Source organism: Mesorhizobium sp. M0701, from assembly GCF_040320365.1.
Lineage (GTDB): Bacteria > Pseudomonadota > Alphaproteobacteria > Rhizobiales > Rhizobiaceae > Mesorhizobium.
Window position 1 is genome coordinate 57,576 of record NZ_JAMYPO010000005.1, and the last position, 16,651, is coordinate 74,226.

General features: G+C 61.0%; 17 protein-coding genes and 1 tRNA gene. 11 read left to right on the plus strand and 7 right to left on the minus strand.

Annotated elements, in window-relative coordinates; translation table 11 throughout:
* The first annotated feature begins 41 nt into the window (after window positions 1–41).
* The 10 genes from NKI24_RS06845 to glpK all read left to right on the plus strand — a co-directional run bounded on the left by NKI24_RS06845 (window position 42) and on the right by glpK (window position 11,867).
* Window positions 42–1,454: a pyridoxal phosphate-dependent decarboxylase family protein gene (locus NKI24_RS06845; RefSeq protein WP_352744069.1), complete on the plus strand. Its 1,413-nt coding sequence runs from the start codon at window positions 42–44 to the stop codon at window positions 1,452–1,454.
* A 128-nt stretch (window positions 1,455–1,582) separates the two neighbouring features.
* Window positions 1,583–2,350: a DeoR/GlpR family DNA-binding transcription regulator gene (locus NKI24_RS06850; RefSeq protein WP_023674889.1), complete on the plus strand. Its 768-nt coding sequence runs from the start codon at window positions 1,583–1,585 to the stop codon at window positions 2,348–2,350.
* A 125-nt stretch (window positions 2,351–2,475) separates the two neighbouring features.
* Window positions 2,476–4,002: a glycerol-3-phosphate dehydrogenase gene (glpD, locus tag NKI24_RS06855; RefSeq protein WP_352744071.1), complete on the plus strand. Its 1,527-nt coding sequence runs from the start codon at window positions 2,476–2,478 to the stop codon at window positions 4,000–4,002.
* A 39-nt stretch (window positions 4,003–4,041) separates the two neighbouring features.
* Window positions 4,042–5,121, plus strand: coding sequence for an ABC transporter ATP-binding protein (locus NKI24_RS06860; RefSeq protein WP_352448782.1), 1,080 nt, complete (start codon window positions 4,042–4,044; stop codon window positions 5,119–5,121).
* Window positions 5,122–5,130: 9 nt separating this feature from the next.
* On the plus strand, window positions 5,131–6,198 hold the full coding sequence (locus NKI24_RS06865; RefSeq protein WP_352455722.1) for an ABC transporter ATP-binding protein: 1,068 nt from the start codon (window positions 5,131–5,133) through the stop codon (window positions 6,196–6,198).
* A gap of 1 nt (window position 6,199) precedes the next feature.
* A complete protein-coding gene (locus NKI24_RS06870; RefSeq protein WP_023674893.1) occupies window positions 6,200–7,066 on the plus strand; it encodes a carbohydrate ABC transporter permease in 867 nt (288 codons plus the stop codon).
* A 1-nt stretch (window position 7,067) separates the two neighbouring features.
* On the plus strand, window positions 7,068–7,982 hold the full coding sequence (locus NKI24_RS06875; protein ID WP_352448784.1) for a carbohydrate ABC transporter permease: 915 nt from the start codon (window positions 7,068–7,070) through the stop codon (window positions 7,980–7,982).
* Window positions 7,983–8,155: 173 nt separating this feature from the next.
* Window positions 8,156–8,422, plus strand: coding sequence for a DUF2160 domain-containing protein (locus NKI24_RS06880; RefSeq protein ID WP_031193610.1), 267 nt, complete (start codon window positions 8,156–8,158; stop codon window positions 8,420–8,422).
* Window positions 8,423–8,500: 78 nt separating this feature from the next.
* Entirely contained in the window at window positions 8,501–10,228 is a 1,728-nt protein-coding gene (locus NKI24_RS06885) for an ABC transporter substrate-binding protein (RefSeq protein WP_352682868.1), read from the plus strand.
* Between the two features lie 145 nt (window positions 10,229–10,373).
* Window positions 10,374–11,867 carry a glycerol kinase GlpK gene (glpK, locus tag NKI24_RS06890; protein ID WP_352742658.1) on the plus strand — a complete coding sequence of 498 codons (1,494 nt, stop codon included), beginning with the start codon at window positions 10,374–10,376 and terminating at the stop codon, window positions 11,865–11,867.
* A gap of 85 nt (window positions 11,868–11,952) precedes the next feature.
* On the opposite strand, the gene NKI24_RS06895 is transcribed toward glpK, so the two are convergent.
* The gene (locus tag NKI24_RS06895) at window positions 11,953–12,426 is read right to left on the minus strand and encodes a BA14K family protein (RefSeq protein WP_352744256.1); all 474 of its coding nucleotides are present in this window, start codon (window positions 12,424–12,426) and stop codon (window positions 11,953–11,955) included.
* Window positions 12,427–12,734: 308 nt separating this feature from the next.
* Between NKI24_RS06895 and NKI24_RS06900 the strand changes: the two genes are divergently transcribed.
* Window positions 12,735–12,810 (plus strand) — tRNA-Lys (locus tag NKI24_RS06900).
* Between the two features lie 128 nt (window positions 12,811–12,938).
* Here NKI24_RS06900 and NKI24_RS06905 read toward each other — a convergent pair.
* Genes NKI24_RS06905 through NKI24_RS06930 form a run of 6 tightly spaced genes read right to left on the minus strand, consistent with a single transcriptional unit; the run spans window position 12,939 to window position 16,582 of the window.
* The gene (locus NKI24_RS06905) at window positions 12,939–13,082 is read right to left on the minus strand and encodes a hypothetical protein (protein ID WP_352744075.1); all 144 of its coding nucleotides are present in this window, start codon (window positions 13,080–13,082) and stop codon (window positions 12,939–12,941) included.
* Complete coding sequence (locus NKI24_RS06910) at window positions 13,079–13,414, minus strand: phage head closure protein (RefSeq protein ID WP_352744077.1); 336 nt, start codon at window positions 13,412–13,414, stop codon at window positions 13,079–13,081. Before NKI24_RS06910 ends, NKI24_RS06905 begins: the two co-directional genes overlap by 4 nt.
* Complete coding sequence (locus NKI24_RS06915) at window positions 13,395–14,618, minus strand: phage portal protein (RefSeq protein ID WP_352744079.1); 1,224 nt, start codon at window positions 14,616–14,618, stop codon at window positions 13,395–13,397. The genes NKI24_RS06910 and NKI24_RS06915 overlap by 20 nt, the downstream gene beginning before the upstream one ends.
* Window positions 14,605–15,129 (minus strand): HK97 family phage prohead protease, encoded by a 525-nt coding sequence (locus tag NKI24_RS06920; protein ID WP_352744081.1) that lies wholly within the window; start codon window positions 15,127–15,129, stop codon window positions 14,605–14,607. Before NKI24_RS06920 ends, NKI24_RS06915 begins: the two co-directional genes overlap by 14 nt.
* A 1-nt stretch (window position 15,130) precedes the next feature.
* Window positions 15,131–15,409 carry a head-tail connector protein gene (locus tag NKI24_RS06925; protein WP_352744083.1) on the minus strand — a complete coding sequence of 93 codons (279 nt, stop codon included), beginning with the start codon at window positions 15,407–15,409 and terminating at the stop codon, window positions 15,131–15,133.
* A gap of 3 nt (window positions 15,410–15,412) precedes the next feature.
* Window positions 15,413–16,582, minus strand: a complete 1,170-nt coding sequence (locus tag NKI24_RS06930; RefSeq protein WP_352744085.1) for a phage major capsid protein — start codon at window positions 16,580–16,582, stop codon at window positions 15,413–15,415.
* Window positions 16,583–16,651: the final 69 nt, after the last annotated feature.

A 16,651-nucleotide genomic window follows, 5' to 3' on the forward strand; every position in this document is an offset into this window, starting at 1 on the left:
CTTTGATCGCGGCTCGATGAGGCGCCACGGAGGCGAAGAAGATGAATAGCAACGAATTCCGCGAGTGGTCGCTGCGAGCGGCTGAATGGGGCGTCGACTACAGAAACAGCCTTCGCGAGAGACCGGTGCGGCCGCTTGTCGAGCCGGGCGAAATCTTCAAAAGCATCGATGCCGCGCCGCCGGAAGACGGCGAAACGATGCAGGCAATCTTCGCCGATTTCGAACAAAAGATCCTGCCTGGCATGACGCACTGGCAGCATCCGCGTTTCTTCGCCTATTTCCCGGCCAATGCGGCACCGGTCTCCGTCGTGGCCGAGTATCTGGTTTCCGCGATGGCCGCGCAATGCATGCTCTGGCAGACCTCGCCGGCGGCAACCGAGCTCGAGACGCGTGTCGTCGACTGGATGCGGCAGGCGCTTGGTTTGCCGGAGGGATTCTCCGGCGTCATGCAGGATTCGGCTTCGTCGGCGACGCTTGCCGCCGTGCTGACCATGCGCGAGCGCGCGCTCGACTGGCAAGGCAACAAGAACGGCTTGCAAGGGCAGCCGGTCGTGCGGGTCTATTCTTCCGACCAGGTCCATACTTCCATCGACCGGGCGATCTGGGTGTCGGGCATCGGCGAGGCGAACCTCGTGCGCATTCCGGTCGCCGGACGCTTCCGCGCCATGCAGACGGCGGCTCTGGAAGCCGCGATCGTTGCCGACCGCGAAAACGGCATGCTGCCGGCGGGCATCATCGCCAGCGTCGGCGGCACAAGTACCGGCGGCACCGACAATGTGGCGGCTGTTGCCGAGGTGGCGAAGCGGCACGGGCTCTACCTGCATGTTGATGCCGCATGGGCCGGCTCCGCCATGATCTGCCACGAGTTCCGGCATTTCTGGACCGGCGCCGAAAATGCCGATTCCATCGTCTTCAACCCGCATAAATGGTTGGGGGCACAGTTCGATTGCTCGATGCAGTTCATCCGCCAGCCGGAAGACCTGGTCCGCACGCTGGCGATCAAGCCCGAATTCCTGAAAACGCATGGCCGCGACGGGGTCATCAACTACTCCGAATGGTCGGTGCCGCTCGGACGGAGGTTCCGCGCTCTGAAACTTTGGTTCCTGCTGCGTGCGCATGGGTTGGAAAATCTGCGGAACATGATCCGCAACCATGTCGCCTGGAGCGAGAGCCTCGCCGCGCGGCTGGCTCGGGAACCGGATTTCGAGATCGTCACGGAACCGATGCTGTCGCTATTCTCATTCCGCCATCTCGCGGCTGCGGCCATCGACTCTGACGAGCACAATTTGCGGTTGGTCAGCGCGATCAACGATGACGGCCGCATTTACCTGACGCAGACCCGGGTGGACGGGCAGGTGGCGATCCGCTTTCAGGTCGGGCAGTTCGAAACGACTGCGGCGGACGTCGATACTGCTTTCGAGGTCATCACTGAGATCGCGCGGGGGCTGAGTTGATAGCCTCGTCGAGATTGCGCCGGAGCTTTTCTCTCTGCAGTCGCCCGATTTTCATTAGCCGGCCCATACCTGTTCATGGCTTTCGTTTTCAGCTATAGACGAGGAAAACGAAAATGAGAGGTTGCTAGATGTATCTGTCGCCGCGTCATTCCGAAATCATCCAGATGGCCAAGGACCATGGCCGCGTACTGGTCGAGGAGCTGGCGACGCATTTCAACGTGACGCCGCAGACGATCCGCAAGGATCTCAACGATCTCTGCGACCAGCGGCTTTTGTCCCGCATCCATGGCGGGGCATTGTTCCCCTCCGGCATCGAGAACATGGAATATGAGGCTCGGCGCAAGATCGCCGCCGAGGAGAAGGAGGCGATCGGCCGCGCAGCAGCCCGGCTGATCCCCGACAACGCGTCTCTGTTCATCAATATCGGGACAACGACGGAAGCTGTCAGCAAGTCGCTGCTCGATCACAGCGGCCTGATGGTCATCACCAATAACATCAATGTTGCCAACAGGATGCGCATATATCCTTCGATCGAGGTGGTGATCGCCGGCGGTGTCGTGCGCGGTTCCGACGGCGGTGTGGTCGGCGAGGCCGCGGTCGATTTCATCAGGCAGTTCAAGGTCGATTTTGCGGTGATCGGCGCCTCGGCCATCGACCATGACGGCGCACTGCTCGACTTCGATTTTCGCGAGGTGAAGGTGGCTCAGGCGATCATCGCCAACGCCCGACATGTGATCCTGGTGTCGGACCAGACCAAATTCGAGCGCACCGCGCCCGTCCGCATCGGCCATCTGTCGCAGGTCAACACCTTTATCACCGATCGTTGCGACATCCCGTCGGTGCGTAAGATCTGCCAGGAGGCAGAAGTTCAGCTGATCGAAACGTCGCTCTCCTAGAGATGCCGTAGCGGCATCTTCCGCCTATCATATTTCGTTTGACATTCGTTATCATTTCGAAATAATTCCTCTACGGTTTCGCAAGAACCCAAAAATGCTGCAATGCGAAATCGAGGGAGGATTCTTTGAGCGCATCACCGATTCATGACATTTTCGTCATCGGTGGCGGCATCAATGGCTGCGGCATCGCCCGCGATGCCGTTGGACGTGGCTTTTCGGTTTTTCTTGCCGAGATGAACGATCTGGCCAGCGGGACCTCTTCCGGCTCGACCAAACTGATCCACGGCGGCTTGCGCTATCTCGAATTCTACGAATTCCGTCTGGTGCGCGAAGCGCTGATGGAACGCGAGGTCCTGTGGAGGAACGCGCCGCATATCATCTGGCCGATGCGCTTCGTGCTGCCATACGCCAAGGGACTGCGTCCGGCCTGGCTCATCCGGCTCGGGCTTTTCCTCTACGACCATATTGGCGGGCGCAAATTGCTGCCGCCGACGAAAACGCTGGACATGGCCAAGGATCCGGCCGGCAAGCCGCTGAAGCCGCTGTTTCGAAAGGCGTTCGAATATTCGGACGGTTGGGTCAACGATGCCCGGCTGGTTGTGTTGAACGCCCGCGACGCTGCCGAACGCGGCGCAACCATTCGAACCCGAACAAAGGTCGTCAGCGCACGCCGCGAAGGCAATCTCTGGACGGTCAGGCTTGAAAATGTGCGGACCGGCGATACCGAGGAGATCAAGGCGCGGCTGCTGGTCAATGCCGCCGGCCCATGGGTCGATCAGGTGCTGTCGGCCACCGTCGGCTTGAACGACGTGCACAATGTCCGCCTCGTACAAGGCAGCCACATCGTCGTGGGCAAGAAATTCGACGACCCACGCGCCTATTTCTTTCAGAACAAGGACGGGCGCATCATTTTCGCCATCCCTTACGAGGACGAATTCACGCTCATCGGCACCACCGACCGTGACTATCCCGGCGATCCGCACGACGTCAGGATCAGTGACGCCGAGATCGGCTATCTCTGCGCTGCGGCAAGCGAATATTTCGCGCAGCCGGTCAAGCCGTCGGATATCGTCTGGACCTATTCCGCAGTGCGACCGCTCTACGACGATGGCGCCTCAAAGGCGCAGGAAGCCACCCGAGACTATGTGCTGAAGGCCGATGGAGGCGAGGGTGCCGCCCCGATCGTCAACGCCTTTGGCGGCAAGATCACGACCTACCGCCGATTGTCGGAATCGATGCTCGAGAAGATCGAGGGTTTTCTCGGCAAGCGCGGCAAACCATGGACGGCAAACGCGCCGCTGCCCGGCGGTGACTTTCCCGTCACCGGCTTCGATGCCGAGGTGGCGAAACTGAAAACGGCGTACCCGTTCCTCGACGCCCGGCTGGCCCGCCGGTTGACCCGGCTCTACGGCACCCGCGCAAGGAAGCTGCTGGGCCTCGCCAAGTCGAACGTCGATCTTGGCCGCAACTTCGGCGCCGATCTCTACGAAGCCGAGGTGCGCTACCTCGTCGAAAACGAATGGGCGATGACTGCCGAGGATGTATTGTGGCGCCGGACCAAGCGCGGCCTGCGTCTCAGCCGTGAGCAGGCGGCAGTGCTCGACGAGTTCATGCGCGGAATAAGCCGGCAGCACGTAGCGGCTGCCGAATAGGAAGGGCCGACTGATGCAGAAAGCCTGGGAGGAGGCATCATGCTTGAACTGAGAAACGTGACGAAGACGGTGGGTGCGGCGGAACATATCCGCGACGTCTCGCTGACGCTTCAGCACGGCTCGCTCAACGTCCTGCTCGGGCCGACGCTCTCCGGCAAGACCAGCCTGATGCGGCTGATGGCGGGCCTCGACGTGCCGACCTCGGGCTCGGTCTGGTTCGATGGCAAGGATGTCACCGGCATGCCGGTGCAAAAGCGCAACGTCGCCATGGTCTACCAGCAATTCATCAATTATCCGGCGATGACGGTCTACGAAAACATCGCCTCACCGCTGCGGGTGGCCGGCACGGATCAGGCAACGATCGACAGGGAGGTGCGCAATGCCGCCGCCCTTCTCAAACTAACGCCCTATCTCGACCGGACGCCTCTCAGTCTGTCGGGCGGCCAGCAGCAGCGCACCGCGCTGGCCCGCGCCATCGTCAAGAATGCCAGCCTCGTGCTGCTCGACGAGCCGCTCGCCAATCTCGACTATAAGCTGCGTGAAGAATTACGCGCGGAACTGCCGAAAGTCTTCGCGGCCGCCGGTACAATCTTTGTTTATGCCACGACCGAGCCGCACGAGGCCTTGCTGCTCGGCGGCAACACGGCAACGCTTTCCGAGGGCAGCATCACCCAGTTCGGGCCGACCATCGAAGTGTTCCGCAAACCGGTCGATCTGGTGACGGCGAGAACCTTCGCCGATCCGCCGCTCAACACCATCGTGCTTGCCAAGAAGGGCCTGGATTTCCTGCTCGAGGGCGGCGTGAAATTGCCGGTGCCGGCGGAACTCTTCGGCGTCGCCGATGCGATCTATACGATCGGCTTCCAGCCGCATCATCTGTCCCTCGATCGGCCCAACGCCGCCGCAGTGCCGGTGCGCGCAAAGGTGACGATCACCGAGATCACCGGATCGGAAAGCTTCATCCATCTCGATTTTGCCGATGCGCGCTGGGTCATGCTGACCCACGGCATTCGCGACTTCGAGCCGGACGAGGAGGTCGAGGTGTTCATCGACCCGCGCCACATCATGGTCTTCGACGAGCACGGCCGCGCGATGGCCGCGCCGAAGCTGGCGGCTTAGGAGGAAGCGATGGCGCGCATCGACGTCAATCATATCCGCCACTCCTATCTGCAGAACCCGCGCACGGATGCCGATTTCGCGCTGAAGGAAGTGCACCACACCTTCGAGGATGGCGGCGCTTATGCGCTGCTCGGCCCATCCGGCTGCGGCAAGACCACGCTGCTCAACATCATTTCGGGATTGCTGCATCCCTCGCACGGCCAGCTGCTGTTCAACGGCAGGGACGTGACCAATCTGTCGACCCAAGAGCGCAACATTGCCCAGGTCTTCCAGTTCCCGGTGATCTACGACACGATGACCGTCTACGACAATCTGGCGTTCCCGCTGCGCAATCGCGGCGTGCCGGAGGCCGACGTCGACCGTAAGGTGCGCGAGACGCTGGAGATGACCGGGCTGGCCGATATGGCCAAACGAAAGGCGCGCGGACTGACCGCCGACCAGAAGCAGAAAATCTCGCTCGGACGCGGGCTGGTGCGCTCCGACGTCAATGCCATCCTGTTCGACGAGCCTTTGACCGTCATCGACCCGCATATGAAATGGGTGCTGCGCTCGCAGTTGAAGCAGCTTCACCGCCGCTTCGGTTACACCATGGTCTACGTCACGCACGACCAGACCGAGGCCTTGACCTTCGCCGACAGGGTGGTCGTCATGTATGACGGCGAAATCGTGCAGATCGGCACACCGGCGGAGCTGTTCGAGCGCCCGCGCCACACTTTTGTCGGCTATTTCATCGGCTCGCCCGGCATGAATGTCATGCCGGTGGCGATCGACGGCAAGACAGCGAAGCTGGGCTCGCAGCAGATCGAACTGCCGGGCGTGCCCAAGGCGGGCGGCGGCGCCATCGAGCTCGGCATCCGTCCCGAATATGTGCGCCTGGGCAGCCAGGGCATGGCCGTCCGGGTCAGCAAGGTCGAGGACGTCGGCCGCCATAAGGTGGTCCGTGCCAATCTCGAAGGACGCGAGATCGCCGCCGTCATCGGCGAGGACGAGACAGTTCCGGCTGATCCGAAGGTGCGGTTCGACCCGGCTGGCATCAACATCTATGCCGATTCCTGGCGCGTCGAGATGGGAGCCTGAAGTGGAAAAGACCTGGAACAACAGAGCCTGGTTCCTGGTGCTGCCGGTGCTGCTGCTGGTGGCGTTCTCGGCGGTCATACCGCTGATGACGGTCGTCAATTATTCGGTGCAGGACACTTTCGGCAATAACGTCTTCTTCTGGGCCGGCACGGAATGGTTCGAGGAACTGCTTTCCTCCAGCCGCTTCTGGCAGGCGATGATCCGCAACCTTGTCTTCTCCTTCATCATCCTGGCGATCGAAGTGCCGCTCGGCATCTTCATTGCGCTCAATATGCCGAAGAAGGGTTGGGGCGTGCCTGTTTGCCTTGTTTTGATGGCGTTGCCGCTGCTGATCCCGTGGAACGTCGTCGGCACCATCTGGCAGGTGTTCGGGCGCAACGACATTGGCCTGCTCGGCTATTACGTCAACGCGCTCGGCATCGACTATAATTATGTGCAAGACCCATATGACGCCTGGGTCACGGTCATCATCATGGACGTCTGGCATTGGACCAGCCTCGTCGTTCTGCTCTGCTACGCCGGCCTGGTCTCGATCCCGGATGCCTTTTATCAGGCGGCCAAGATCGACGGTGCCTCGCGCTGGGCGGTGTTCCGTTACATCCAGCTGCCGAAGATGAACCGCGTGCTGCTGATCGCCGTGCTGCTGCGCTTTATGGATAGCTTCATGATCTACACCGAACCGTTCGTGGTGACCGGCGGCGGACCCGGCAACTCGACGACCTTTCTTTCGATCGATCTCGTCAAGACCGCGCTCGGCCAGTTCGACCTCGGCCCGGCGGCGGCGATGTCGCTGGTCTACTTCCTTATCGTCCTGTTGTTGTCATGGGTGTTCTACACCGTGATGACCAATTACGACGCGGAGCGCTGAGATGAGCCGCACCGAAGAGAGAGCCGATAGGGTGAGCGAGACGACAGCTTCGGAAGGGCTCGCCAGCACGCTACGGCAGGACGAGATCGCACGGCTGATGCGCCGTCGCGGCGAGGAGTCGCGTTGGTGGTGGATCGTGCCGACGCTCTACATCATCGTTCTGCTTTTGCCGATCTACTGGCTCATCAATATGAGCTTCAAGACCAATGGCGAGATCGTCTCGTCGCTGACGCTCTACCCGCACGCACCGACATTGGCGAATTACCGCACCATCTTCACCGACGCGTCCTGGTATTCGGGCTACATCAACTCGATCACCTATGTGGTTATGAACATGGTGATTTCGGTGGCTGCGGCACTGCCTGCTGCCTATGCCTTTTCGCGCTATCGCTTCCTCGGCGACAAGCATCTGTTCTTCTGGCTGCTGACCAACCGCATGGCGCCGCCGGCGGTGTTCGCGCTGCCATTCTTCCAGCTTTATTCGGCCTTCGGCCTTATCGACACCCACATCGCCGTGGCTCTGGCGCATTGCCTGTTCAACGTGCCGCTGGCGGTGTGGATCCTCGAAGGCTTCATGTCGGGCGTACCCAAGGAGATCGACGAGACCGCCTATATCGACGGCTATTCGTTCCCGCGCTTCTTCATCAAGATCTTCATGCCGCTGATTGCGAGCGGCATCGGCGTGGCGTGCTTCTTCTGCTTCATGTTCTCGTGGGTGGAGCTCTTGATCGCCCGTACGCTGACGACAACCGATGCCAAGCCGATCGCCGCGACCATGACCCGCACCGTTTCGGCCGCCGGCATGGATTGGGGGCTGCTCGCCGCAGCCGGCGTGCTGACGCTGATTCCTGGCGCGCTCGTCATCTGGTTTGTGCGCAACTACATCGCCAAGGGCTTTGCCCTGGGGAGGGTATGATGGAGCAGGTCGACAGAAGCCCATGGTGGTGGGCCGTGCTGCTTCTCGCCCTAGTCGTCGTGGCCTGGGTGGCACTTCAAATCGATTTCGTGGCAATAACGGTAGGCTTCAGCGATCCGGCTAATATCCGCCTGTGGGGATTTAACCTCTCGTCCAACCTCGATTTTTCGTGGATGGCTTGGACGTGGCCGACCGCGGCCTTCTTTGGAACCATCTTTCTGCTGCTTTGCGGCATGGCGGTGTGGGAATACGTCTCGCCGGGCGGCAATCCGCGCGTCGGCGTGCTGCGGTTCGAAACGACGCGTGGCGACCGCCTGTTCCTGTCGCTGCTTGGCAGCGCCTTTATCCATCTCGCTTGGCTGGGTCTAGTCGGACCCAATCTGTGGTGGGCTCTCGCTCTCTCCGTGGTCTACGCCGTCGGCGTGTTCCGCTACGTATAGAGGGGGAAACTGTTGGAACGGCGGCGTGCCGGCCGCCGATCCAGATCGCACTTTGAACTTTAACAGTGGAGGAAATACATGCGACGGCAATTCTTGACATCAACAACTGCGCTTGTCCTATTGCTCGGGGCAAGCAATGCCTATGCCGGAATGGACGAGGCCAAGGCCTTCCTCGATAAGGAAATCGGGCCCCTTTCGACGCTTTCGCGCGCCGACCAGGAAGCCGAGATGCAATGGTTCATCGATGCCGCGAAACCTTTCGCCGGCATGGATATCAAGGTGGTTTCCGAAACCATCGCCACGCATCAGTATGAATCGCAGGTGCTGGCGCCGGCCTTTACGGCCATCACCGGCATCAAGGTTACGCATGACGTCATCCAGGAAGGCGACGTCGTCGAGAAGATCCAGACCCAGATGCAGACCGGCCAGAACCTCTATGACGGCTGGGTCAACGATTCCGATCTGATCGGCACGCACTGGCGCTACCAGCAGGTGCGCAACCTGACCGACTGGATGGCAGGCGACGGCAAGGATGTCACCAACCCGAATCTCGACCTGAAGGATTTCATCGGCACTTCGTTCACCACCGCGCCCGACAAGAAACTCTACCAACTTCCCGACCAGCAGTTCGCCAACCTCTACTGGTTCCGTTACGACTGGTTCAACGACGAGAAGAACAAGGCGGACTTCAAGGCCAAATACGGCTACGACCTTGGCGTGCCGGTGAACTGGTCGGCCTATGAGGACATTGCAGCGTTCTTCACCGGGCGTGAGATCGACGGCAAGAAGGTCTACGGCCATATGGACTATGGCAAGAAGGACCCCTCGCTCGGCTGGCGGTTCACCGACGCCTGGCTGTCGATGGCCGGCAATGGCGACAAGGGCATTCCGAACGGTCTGCCCGTCGACGAATGGGGCATCAAGGTCGACGAGAATTCGCGTCCGGTCGGTTCCTGCACGGCGCGCGGCGGCGACACCAATGGTCCGGCTTCCGTCTATGCCATCCAGAAGTACCTCGATTGGCTGAAGGCCTATGCACCGGCGGAAGCCCAAGGCATGACCTTCTCCGAATCGGGGCCAGTTCCGGCGCAGGGCGCGGTTGCCCAGCAGATCTTCTGGTACACCGCCTTCACCGCCAGCATGGTCGACGCCAGCGCCAAGGCGGTGCTGAACGACGACGGCACGCCGAAGTGGCGCATGGCGCCGTCGCCGCATGGCGTCTACTGGAAGGACGGCATGAAGCTCGGCTATCAGGACGTCGGTTCCTGGACGCTGATGAAGTCGACGCCGACCGACCGCGCCAAGGCCGCCTGGCTCTACGCGCAGTTCGTCACCTCGAAGACGGTCGATGTGAAGAAGAGCCATGTCGGCCTGACCTTCATCCGCGAGAGCACGATCCACGACAAGAGCTTCACCGAACGTGCGCCAAAGCTCGGCGGCTTGATCGAGTTCTACCGCTCGCCGGCACGCGTCCAGTGGTCGCCGACCGGCACCAACGTGCCGGACTATCCGAAGCTGGCACAGCTCTGGTGGCAGGCGATCGGCGATGCTTCGTCGGGCGCCAAGAGCGCGCAAGAAGCAATGGACTCGCTCTGCGCCGAGCAGGAAAAGGTGATGAGCCGCATCGAGAAGTCGGGCGTCCAGGGCGATATTGGCCCGAAGATGGCCGAAGAGCATGACCTCGCCTACTGGAATGCGGACGCGGTCAAGAAGGGCAATCTCGCTCCTCAGCTCAAGATCGAGAACGAGAAGGAAAAGCCGGTCACCATCAACTACGACGAGCTGGTGAAGAGCTGGCAGCAATAGGACCGTTTGATGCGGGCGTCCGCGCCCGCATCGCCATGCTCAGGGGAGGCGGCATGTTGCCGTCTCCCCTGTTTGCGTGAACGGCTCCGCGCCATCCGGCGTCGAGACATCGTTGCACCTTGAAGTCGCTTCGACGGGAGAGAGAATGACCGGATATATCCTTGCAATCGACCAGGGGACGACATCGAGCCGGGCGATCCTGTTCGACGACAAGATGATGGTCGTCGGCAGCGGGCAAAAGGAATTCACCCAATATTATCCGGCCTCCGGCTGGGTCGAGCACAATCCCGAGGAGATATGGGCAAGCGTCGTGGAAACGGTGAACGCCGCGCTGAAGACAGCCGGCCGCAACGCAGCGGAAGTCGCCGCGATCGGCATCACCAACCAGCGCGAAACCGTCGTCATCTGGGACAAGGAGACCGGCAAGCCGATCCACAACGCGATTGTCTGGCAGGACCGCCGCACCGCGCCGCTATGCCAGAAACTGAAGAAGCTGGGGCTGGAGAAGAAATTCACGAAAAAGACCGGCCTGCTGCTCGATCCCTATTTCTCCGGCACCAAGATCGCCTGGATGCTGGACAAGGTGAAGGGCGCCAGAAAACGCGCCGAGAAGGGCGAACTGCTGGCTGGCACCATCGACAGTTTCCTGATTTGGCGCCTGACTGGCGGCAGGGTCCACGCCACTGACGCCACCAATGCCTCACGCACACTGGTCTACAACATCGAACAAAACGCTTGGGACGACGAGCTGCTGGCCATTTTCGGCATACCTGCAAGAATGCTGCCGCAGGTGAAGGATTGTGCCGATGATTTTGGAATCACCGACAAAAGCCTGTTTGGTGCAGAGATCAGAATCCTCGGTGTGGCCGGCGACCAGCATGCGGCGGCGATCGGCCAGGCCTGTTTCGAACCGGGCATGATGAAATCCACCTACGGCACCGGTTGCTTCGCGCTGCTCAACACCGGAAGCGATCTGGTGCGTTCTAGGAACCGGCTTTTGACCACCATCGCCTACAGGCTGAACGGCAAGACCACCTATGCGCTGGAGGGCTCGATCTTTATCGCCGGCGCCGCCGTGCAATGGCTGCGGGACGGCATCAAAGTGATCGGCAAGGCCGAGCAGAGCGGCAAATTGGCGGCGGAAGCCGATCCAACGCAGAACGTCTATCTGGTGCCGGCTTTCGTCGGGCTCGGCGCACCGCACTGGGATGCCGAGGCGCGCGGCGCCATCTTCGGGCTGACCCGCAATTCGGGGCCGGCGGAATTTGCCCGCGCGGCACTGGAATCCGTTGCGTTCCAAACACGCGACCTGCTTGACGCCATGCGCAAGGACTGGAAGGCCGCCTCGGCCAAGACCGTCCTCAGGGTCGATGGCGGCATGGTGGCGTCGGACTGGACCATGCAGCGGCTGGCCGACATTCTCGATGCGCCGGTAGACCGGCCGACAATTCTCGAGACGACCGCGCTTGGTGCGGCATGGCTGGCCGGCTCGAAGGCCGGTGTCTGGCCGAAGGCGCGGGAATTCGCCAGGAGTTGGGCGCTCGAGCGCCGGTTCAAGCCGGACATGGATGCTTCGACACGTGCGGCCAAGCTGGCCGGTTGGCGCCACGCTGTGCGCAGGACGCTAAGTACGCAATAGGCAGGGATGCCCCGATGCCCGGGATTCGCACTAATGAAAAACCCGCGCCGTTTCGGGCGCGGGCTTCCAGCCTCTAATCTGGGACTCAGTAAGGCGACCGGCACTGCCGGCGCGGACCGTAATTGGGCTGGTAAGTGTTGTCAGAAGCGCGATAGCTCCGATAACGGTCATAGCACCACTGCACGTGGGCATCGCCACGATAGACACGATTCTGGTTGACGATCGCGCCGGTAATCAGCGCTCCGGTAGCAAACGCAGCCAGCGGGAACCAGAAGTCGCCGTGACGGCGATAGCCGCGACGATATTCGCGATAGCCGCGATGGCCACGCCAGTACATGCCGTCGTCACGCGCAAAATTGCGACGGAAATCGCGACGCGAGAAATCGCGATTGAAATTCCGGTGCCTCCGCCACGGCTCGTACTGGACGGTCTGGATATTCGAGGTGAGCCCCTGGGCCGGGGGCGCATAGCTGGGCTGAGCGTTGACTGGCACGATCTCCGCGGCAGCGAATGAGATCGAAAGAGTGGTCGCCAGCAGGCCCGACATGATCCTATTCATGGTCTTCTCCTTGAAACGCATGTCCCTTATCGCGGGAAACGGGCAGGCTGCGCAAATTGTTCCGCCAAAAATCCCAAGCTGCTGATCCGCAAAGGTTCTTCCGATTTGCTGCTTGCCTTTGTCGGCATAGAGGGCGAGCTTCGGTCTTGCGCGAGAACGAGGCCGTTCCGTCGACGCCGAAGCGCTCCGCAAGGCATGATGACACTGCAGGACAGTCCGGTTTGCGAGCCGTCTTTTTCCGGTTGACCGGCAGAGGCACTCTCCCTATGTTCCGCGCAATTTCGAGGGCGGCCTTTCTGAGCCCGCGGGAGCGCGTAGCTCAGCCGGTAGAGCAACTGACTTTTAATCAGTAGGTCATGGGTTCGAATCCCATCGCGCTCACCAACAAAATCAAGCACTTAGCACAGAAAACCAGCGGAATTCATGCGCCATCGCGGTTTACCGGAATTTCCCAGAATTACGGGCTTTTCCAAGCATTAGCCGGGATTCGTTGGCGCATGAATGGCGCATGGTCAGCCCGTCTTCAGGAATCGCCGCAGGCCGTCGTCCAGCTTTTCCTTCTTCGGTGCCGTGATACGGCGAAGCGCGGAACCTTGATTGCGTGCCGCCTTCTCCGTCTTGGCTTTCCCGCCTTTGGGATTGTGCGGCTTTGTCATGTCGCTACGCCCCTCTGACAAAGCACCTGCAGATAGGCTCGCCGCTCGTCAGCGACGATACTCTTGATGGCGAACGCCTCGCTGGTCCTAGCGTCGACCAGTCGCCAATCCGTCGTTAGCGGGCCGGTCTGGCTGCTATAGCGAAGCGTGAAGATGACCGGCTGTATGCCGGCCAGCCGATCGGCAAGCACCTGCTCATTGCCGCGCATGAAGATAATGCGGGCCGCGACCGTCGCGATAGGAACCCACGACGATACGGTATTTCCGTGGCCGTCATCGACCTCTTGGCGCTGCTCCAGCGTGACCGATTCTCTAAGCTGCCCGGCTGTCATCGATCTTCGCCTTGTTATCGTTCGCGGCGCCCAAAGCCCCATAGTTCAAAGGCTGGACGTAACTGTCGCCATCCTTGATCTTCGCCATATTCTCGGTCTGCCTGATTTCGTTGACGGACAGCCATCCGCCTTCACGGCCAACGCGGTATGCGTTGTAACGAGCGACGATATCGCCGTGCAAAAGTCCATCGAGGTCATGCTCCAATAGCAGGCCCTTACGGCTTTCCGGCGACAGAAGCGCGATCATCATGGCGGACTCGACACGCCTTGCCATAGGCGCCAGGCAGCGCTGCACCAGAGCGCGGGATTCGCCGTCGACATTGCTGTAAGTCGCGTTATCAACAATGCCGGCCACGGTAGGCGGCACTCCGTACACGCGGGCGATGTCGAGGTTCGATAGCTTGCGAGATTCCAAGAATTCGCTGTCTTTCGCAGAAAACGAAATATTGGACCACGTGGCGCCGCCATCCAGAACGATCGGGTCATTAGCCTTAAGCTGACCAATGAACTTGGCGCGGAACTTCGTCAGCACGTCGTCTTTGGTGCCCGTGCCCGTGCCGGTCGATAGCTTGTCGGGGAAGGTCAGGATGCCGCTCGGTCTGAACGCGTTCTCCGCGGCCGCGCCTGCCTGGTCCGTTTGCGCGACAGCCAGCCCGAAGGTCGCTGCCGCAATCTGGATTGGCGATCGCCCGACGATGCCATCCATCGAGCGATAGCGGATGTGCAGCATCTCGTCTTGCAAGATGGTCTCGGCCGGCCCGTAGATCGGCTGATACTGATAGCGGACCTTGAACGCGGGAAGCTGTTCAATCGTGACCGCGCCAGTGATTAGCGGCACGAGCGCCGTCACCTGACCGCGGCCGTTGCGCACGATCTTGGCGAACGCATTGCCGTACACGAGCAGGCTGGCCAGCAGCCATTCCCGACCATCGAAGGCCGACACGCCAGGCGCGATCTCATCGCTCATCACGGTATAAAGCGGATGGTCGGTAGCAGGCTCGCGTCCGCCATTTTCGGTCTTACGGTAGAGCACCAGCGGAACGCCGGCCAGGTTCTCGGCAATGACCGATACGCACCTATGCGCCACGGCCAAGCCGCTTGCCTTTTCGATATCGGCGCGAGCAACAAAGCGAGCGCCGAGGAATTCGCCAAGATATGGATCCGATGAGACGATGCGTGTTTCAGCTTTCTTAAACGGCCACATTTTCAAGCTCCAATCTGGCCAGCCTACGGGCCGCCGTGGTGCGCTTCTGTCGGGACCGAGCTGAAACAGACGTGCCGTCATAGGCCGGGAAGGACTGAACAACCGAAATCTCATGCAGCGTGACGTTCCGCAGCGTTCGCTTGTCGCCGCGCCATTCCTCGCCGCCTTCCGGCACCGAGAAGCCGAACGACATACCGCCGAGGTTGCGACTGGCCGCCATCGCAAGGATGTCGTTTCCAAGCGTGGTCTGCGGAACTTCGATCGCGAACTTTAGGCCGCGCTCGTCCTCGGCAAGCTGCAGCGTTCCTGCGGCTGTCCTCGCAAGCACCTTGCCGGTGTCGTGGTCGACAAGGGCCAGGATGTCTTTGCTGGCCGCAAGCGAGCGCTGGAACGCACCGGCAGCAATGGTTTCATGGAAGTCGGTGATGCGCGCTTCCGTGCCGAACGTTGCGGCATAGCCGGTGAGCTTCCGCCCCTCGGCTCGAAGCTCTGTTGCGTGTCTTTTTTCCAATTTAGACCTCCCATGCGCGGTAAGGCGACAGCAACGCGTCGACGCCATAGGCGATGGCCTTCGGCGGTGCGTCGGTCGCAGCTTCTCTGTGTTCGTTGAAATGGGAAATCAGCAGGTAGCAGGCTTGCCGAACCGGGGCGTCAATGGGGGCGGCAACAGCCACCCCCACCTTTGAAACGTACGCCTCGGTCGCGTCAATCAAGCCCTGCAGATAGGTGTCATCGTCAGTGTTAGTTACACGAAGATGCGCCTTTGCTTCCGCAAGGGTGATTACGCTCATGGCTTAGGCAACGCCCTTCCAGGCGAACGCCTCAGGATGGCGCAGATCGATGTCCGCATCGAGGAAGGCGTGCAGCCACAGGCCGCCCTTGCTGGCATCCTTGTACGGGTTGGCGAGCAGATCGATTCCCGACCAATAGGCAAGGATCAGGTTGCTCCACACACCGTAGATGAACGGATGCTCCGTCGCGACAACCGGCACGTTGTTCGTCATCACAGACGGTTCGCCGTGCAGCGTGGTTGCGATCGGAATCGGCAACGTGGTCGACGTCTCCTTCAGTTTCCGAAGGATGTTCTGCACATAGCTGTCGAACAGAAAGCCGCCCGTGCCGTCGACATTATCGGCCTCGATATCGGCGATAAGGTCGGCCGCGATGTCGGAATAGGCGGTCGAAGCAGTGGCCGATTCCGTAACCTGCGTGGTCACGCCGGAAGGCTGGTTAGAAGCACCAGTGCCCGCGATGGCGGCCTTGTCGAGCGCCTGACCAAGCACAAACGCAAGGTCGGAACGCAAGACGTTCTCGAGCGCAACCGAGTTCTGCAGCACCAGCCGGCGCGACAGATACATTTCGCCGCTGACCGTCTTCGGCGACAGGCTGATCTTGTCGAAGGTCGAGTCCGATGGAGTCGTGCTGCCGTCTTCCGCAATCCAATAAGCGCTCGGGCCGCCAGTCAGGCGAGGCAGATCAAGGTTGCCGGTCAGGCCGGAAAGCACCGTGGCGCCAAGGCGCTGGACCGCAAGGGTCGGCTTCAGCCGATCGATCATCCCGCCAAGATTGGTGGCGACCGTATTACCCGACGAACCGCTGGTGAGCATGGCGCGCGTCTCGCCAAGGATCAGGGAAGTCGGCACCATAACGCCGCGGGTTTCACGGCCTTTGGCGAGTTCCTGGTGGACTTCGCGCTCACGGCCGGAAAGATGATCCGGACCTTCGCGAAGGGCTTTGGTCACGCTGAATTCGCGGGTTTCGGCATCGAAGCGATTGTCGACGGTTTCGGCCTGCCGCTCGAAGTCGGCCAGCTTCGCCGCGCGGGCGATCTTGGCGTCAAGGGCGCGAATCTCGCCTTCCAGAGCGTCGAACCGTTCAGCCTTGCTGCCGTCGAGGTCGTCGCCCAGGGCGCGCATCTCGGCAATCTTGGCAGAACGGTTTTCCTGAAGGTGATGAATGTTCAAAGTAGTCTCCAAATTTGGATATGAAAAAGGCCGCCCGCAGGCAGCCCCAGCTAGAAGTCGGCCATGGTC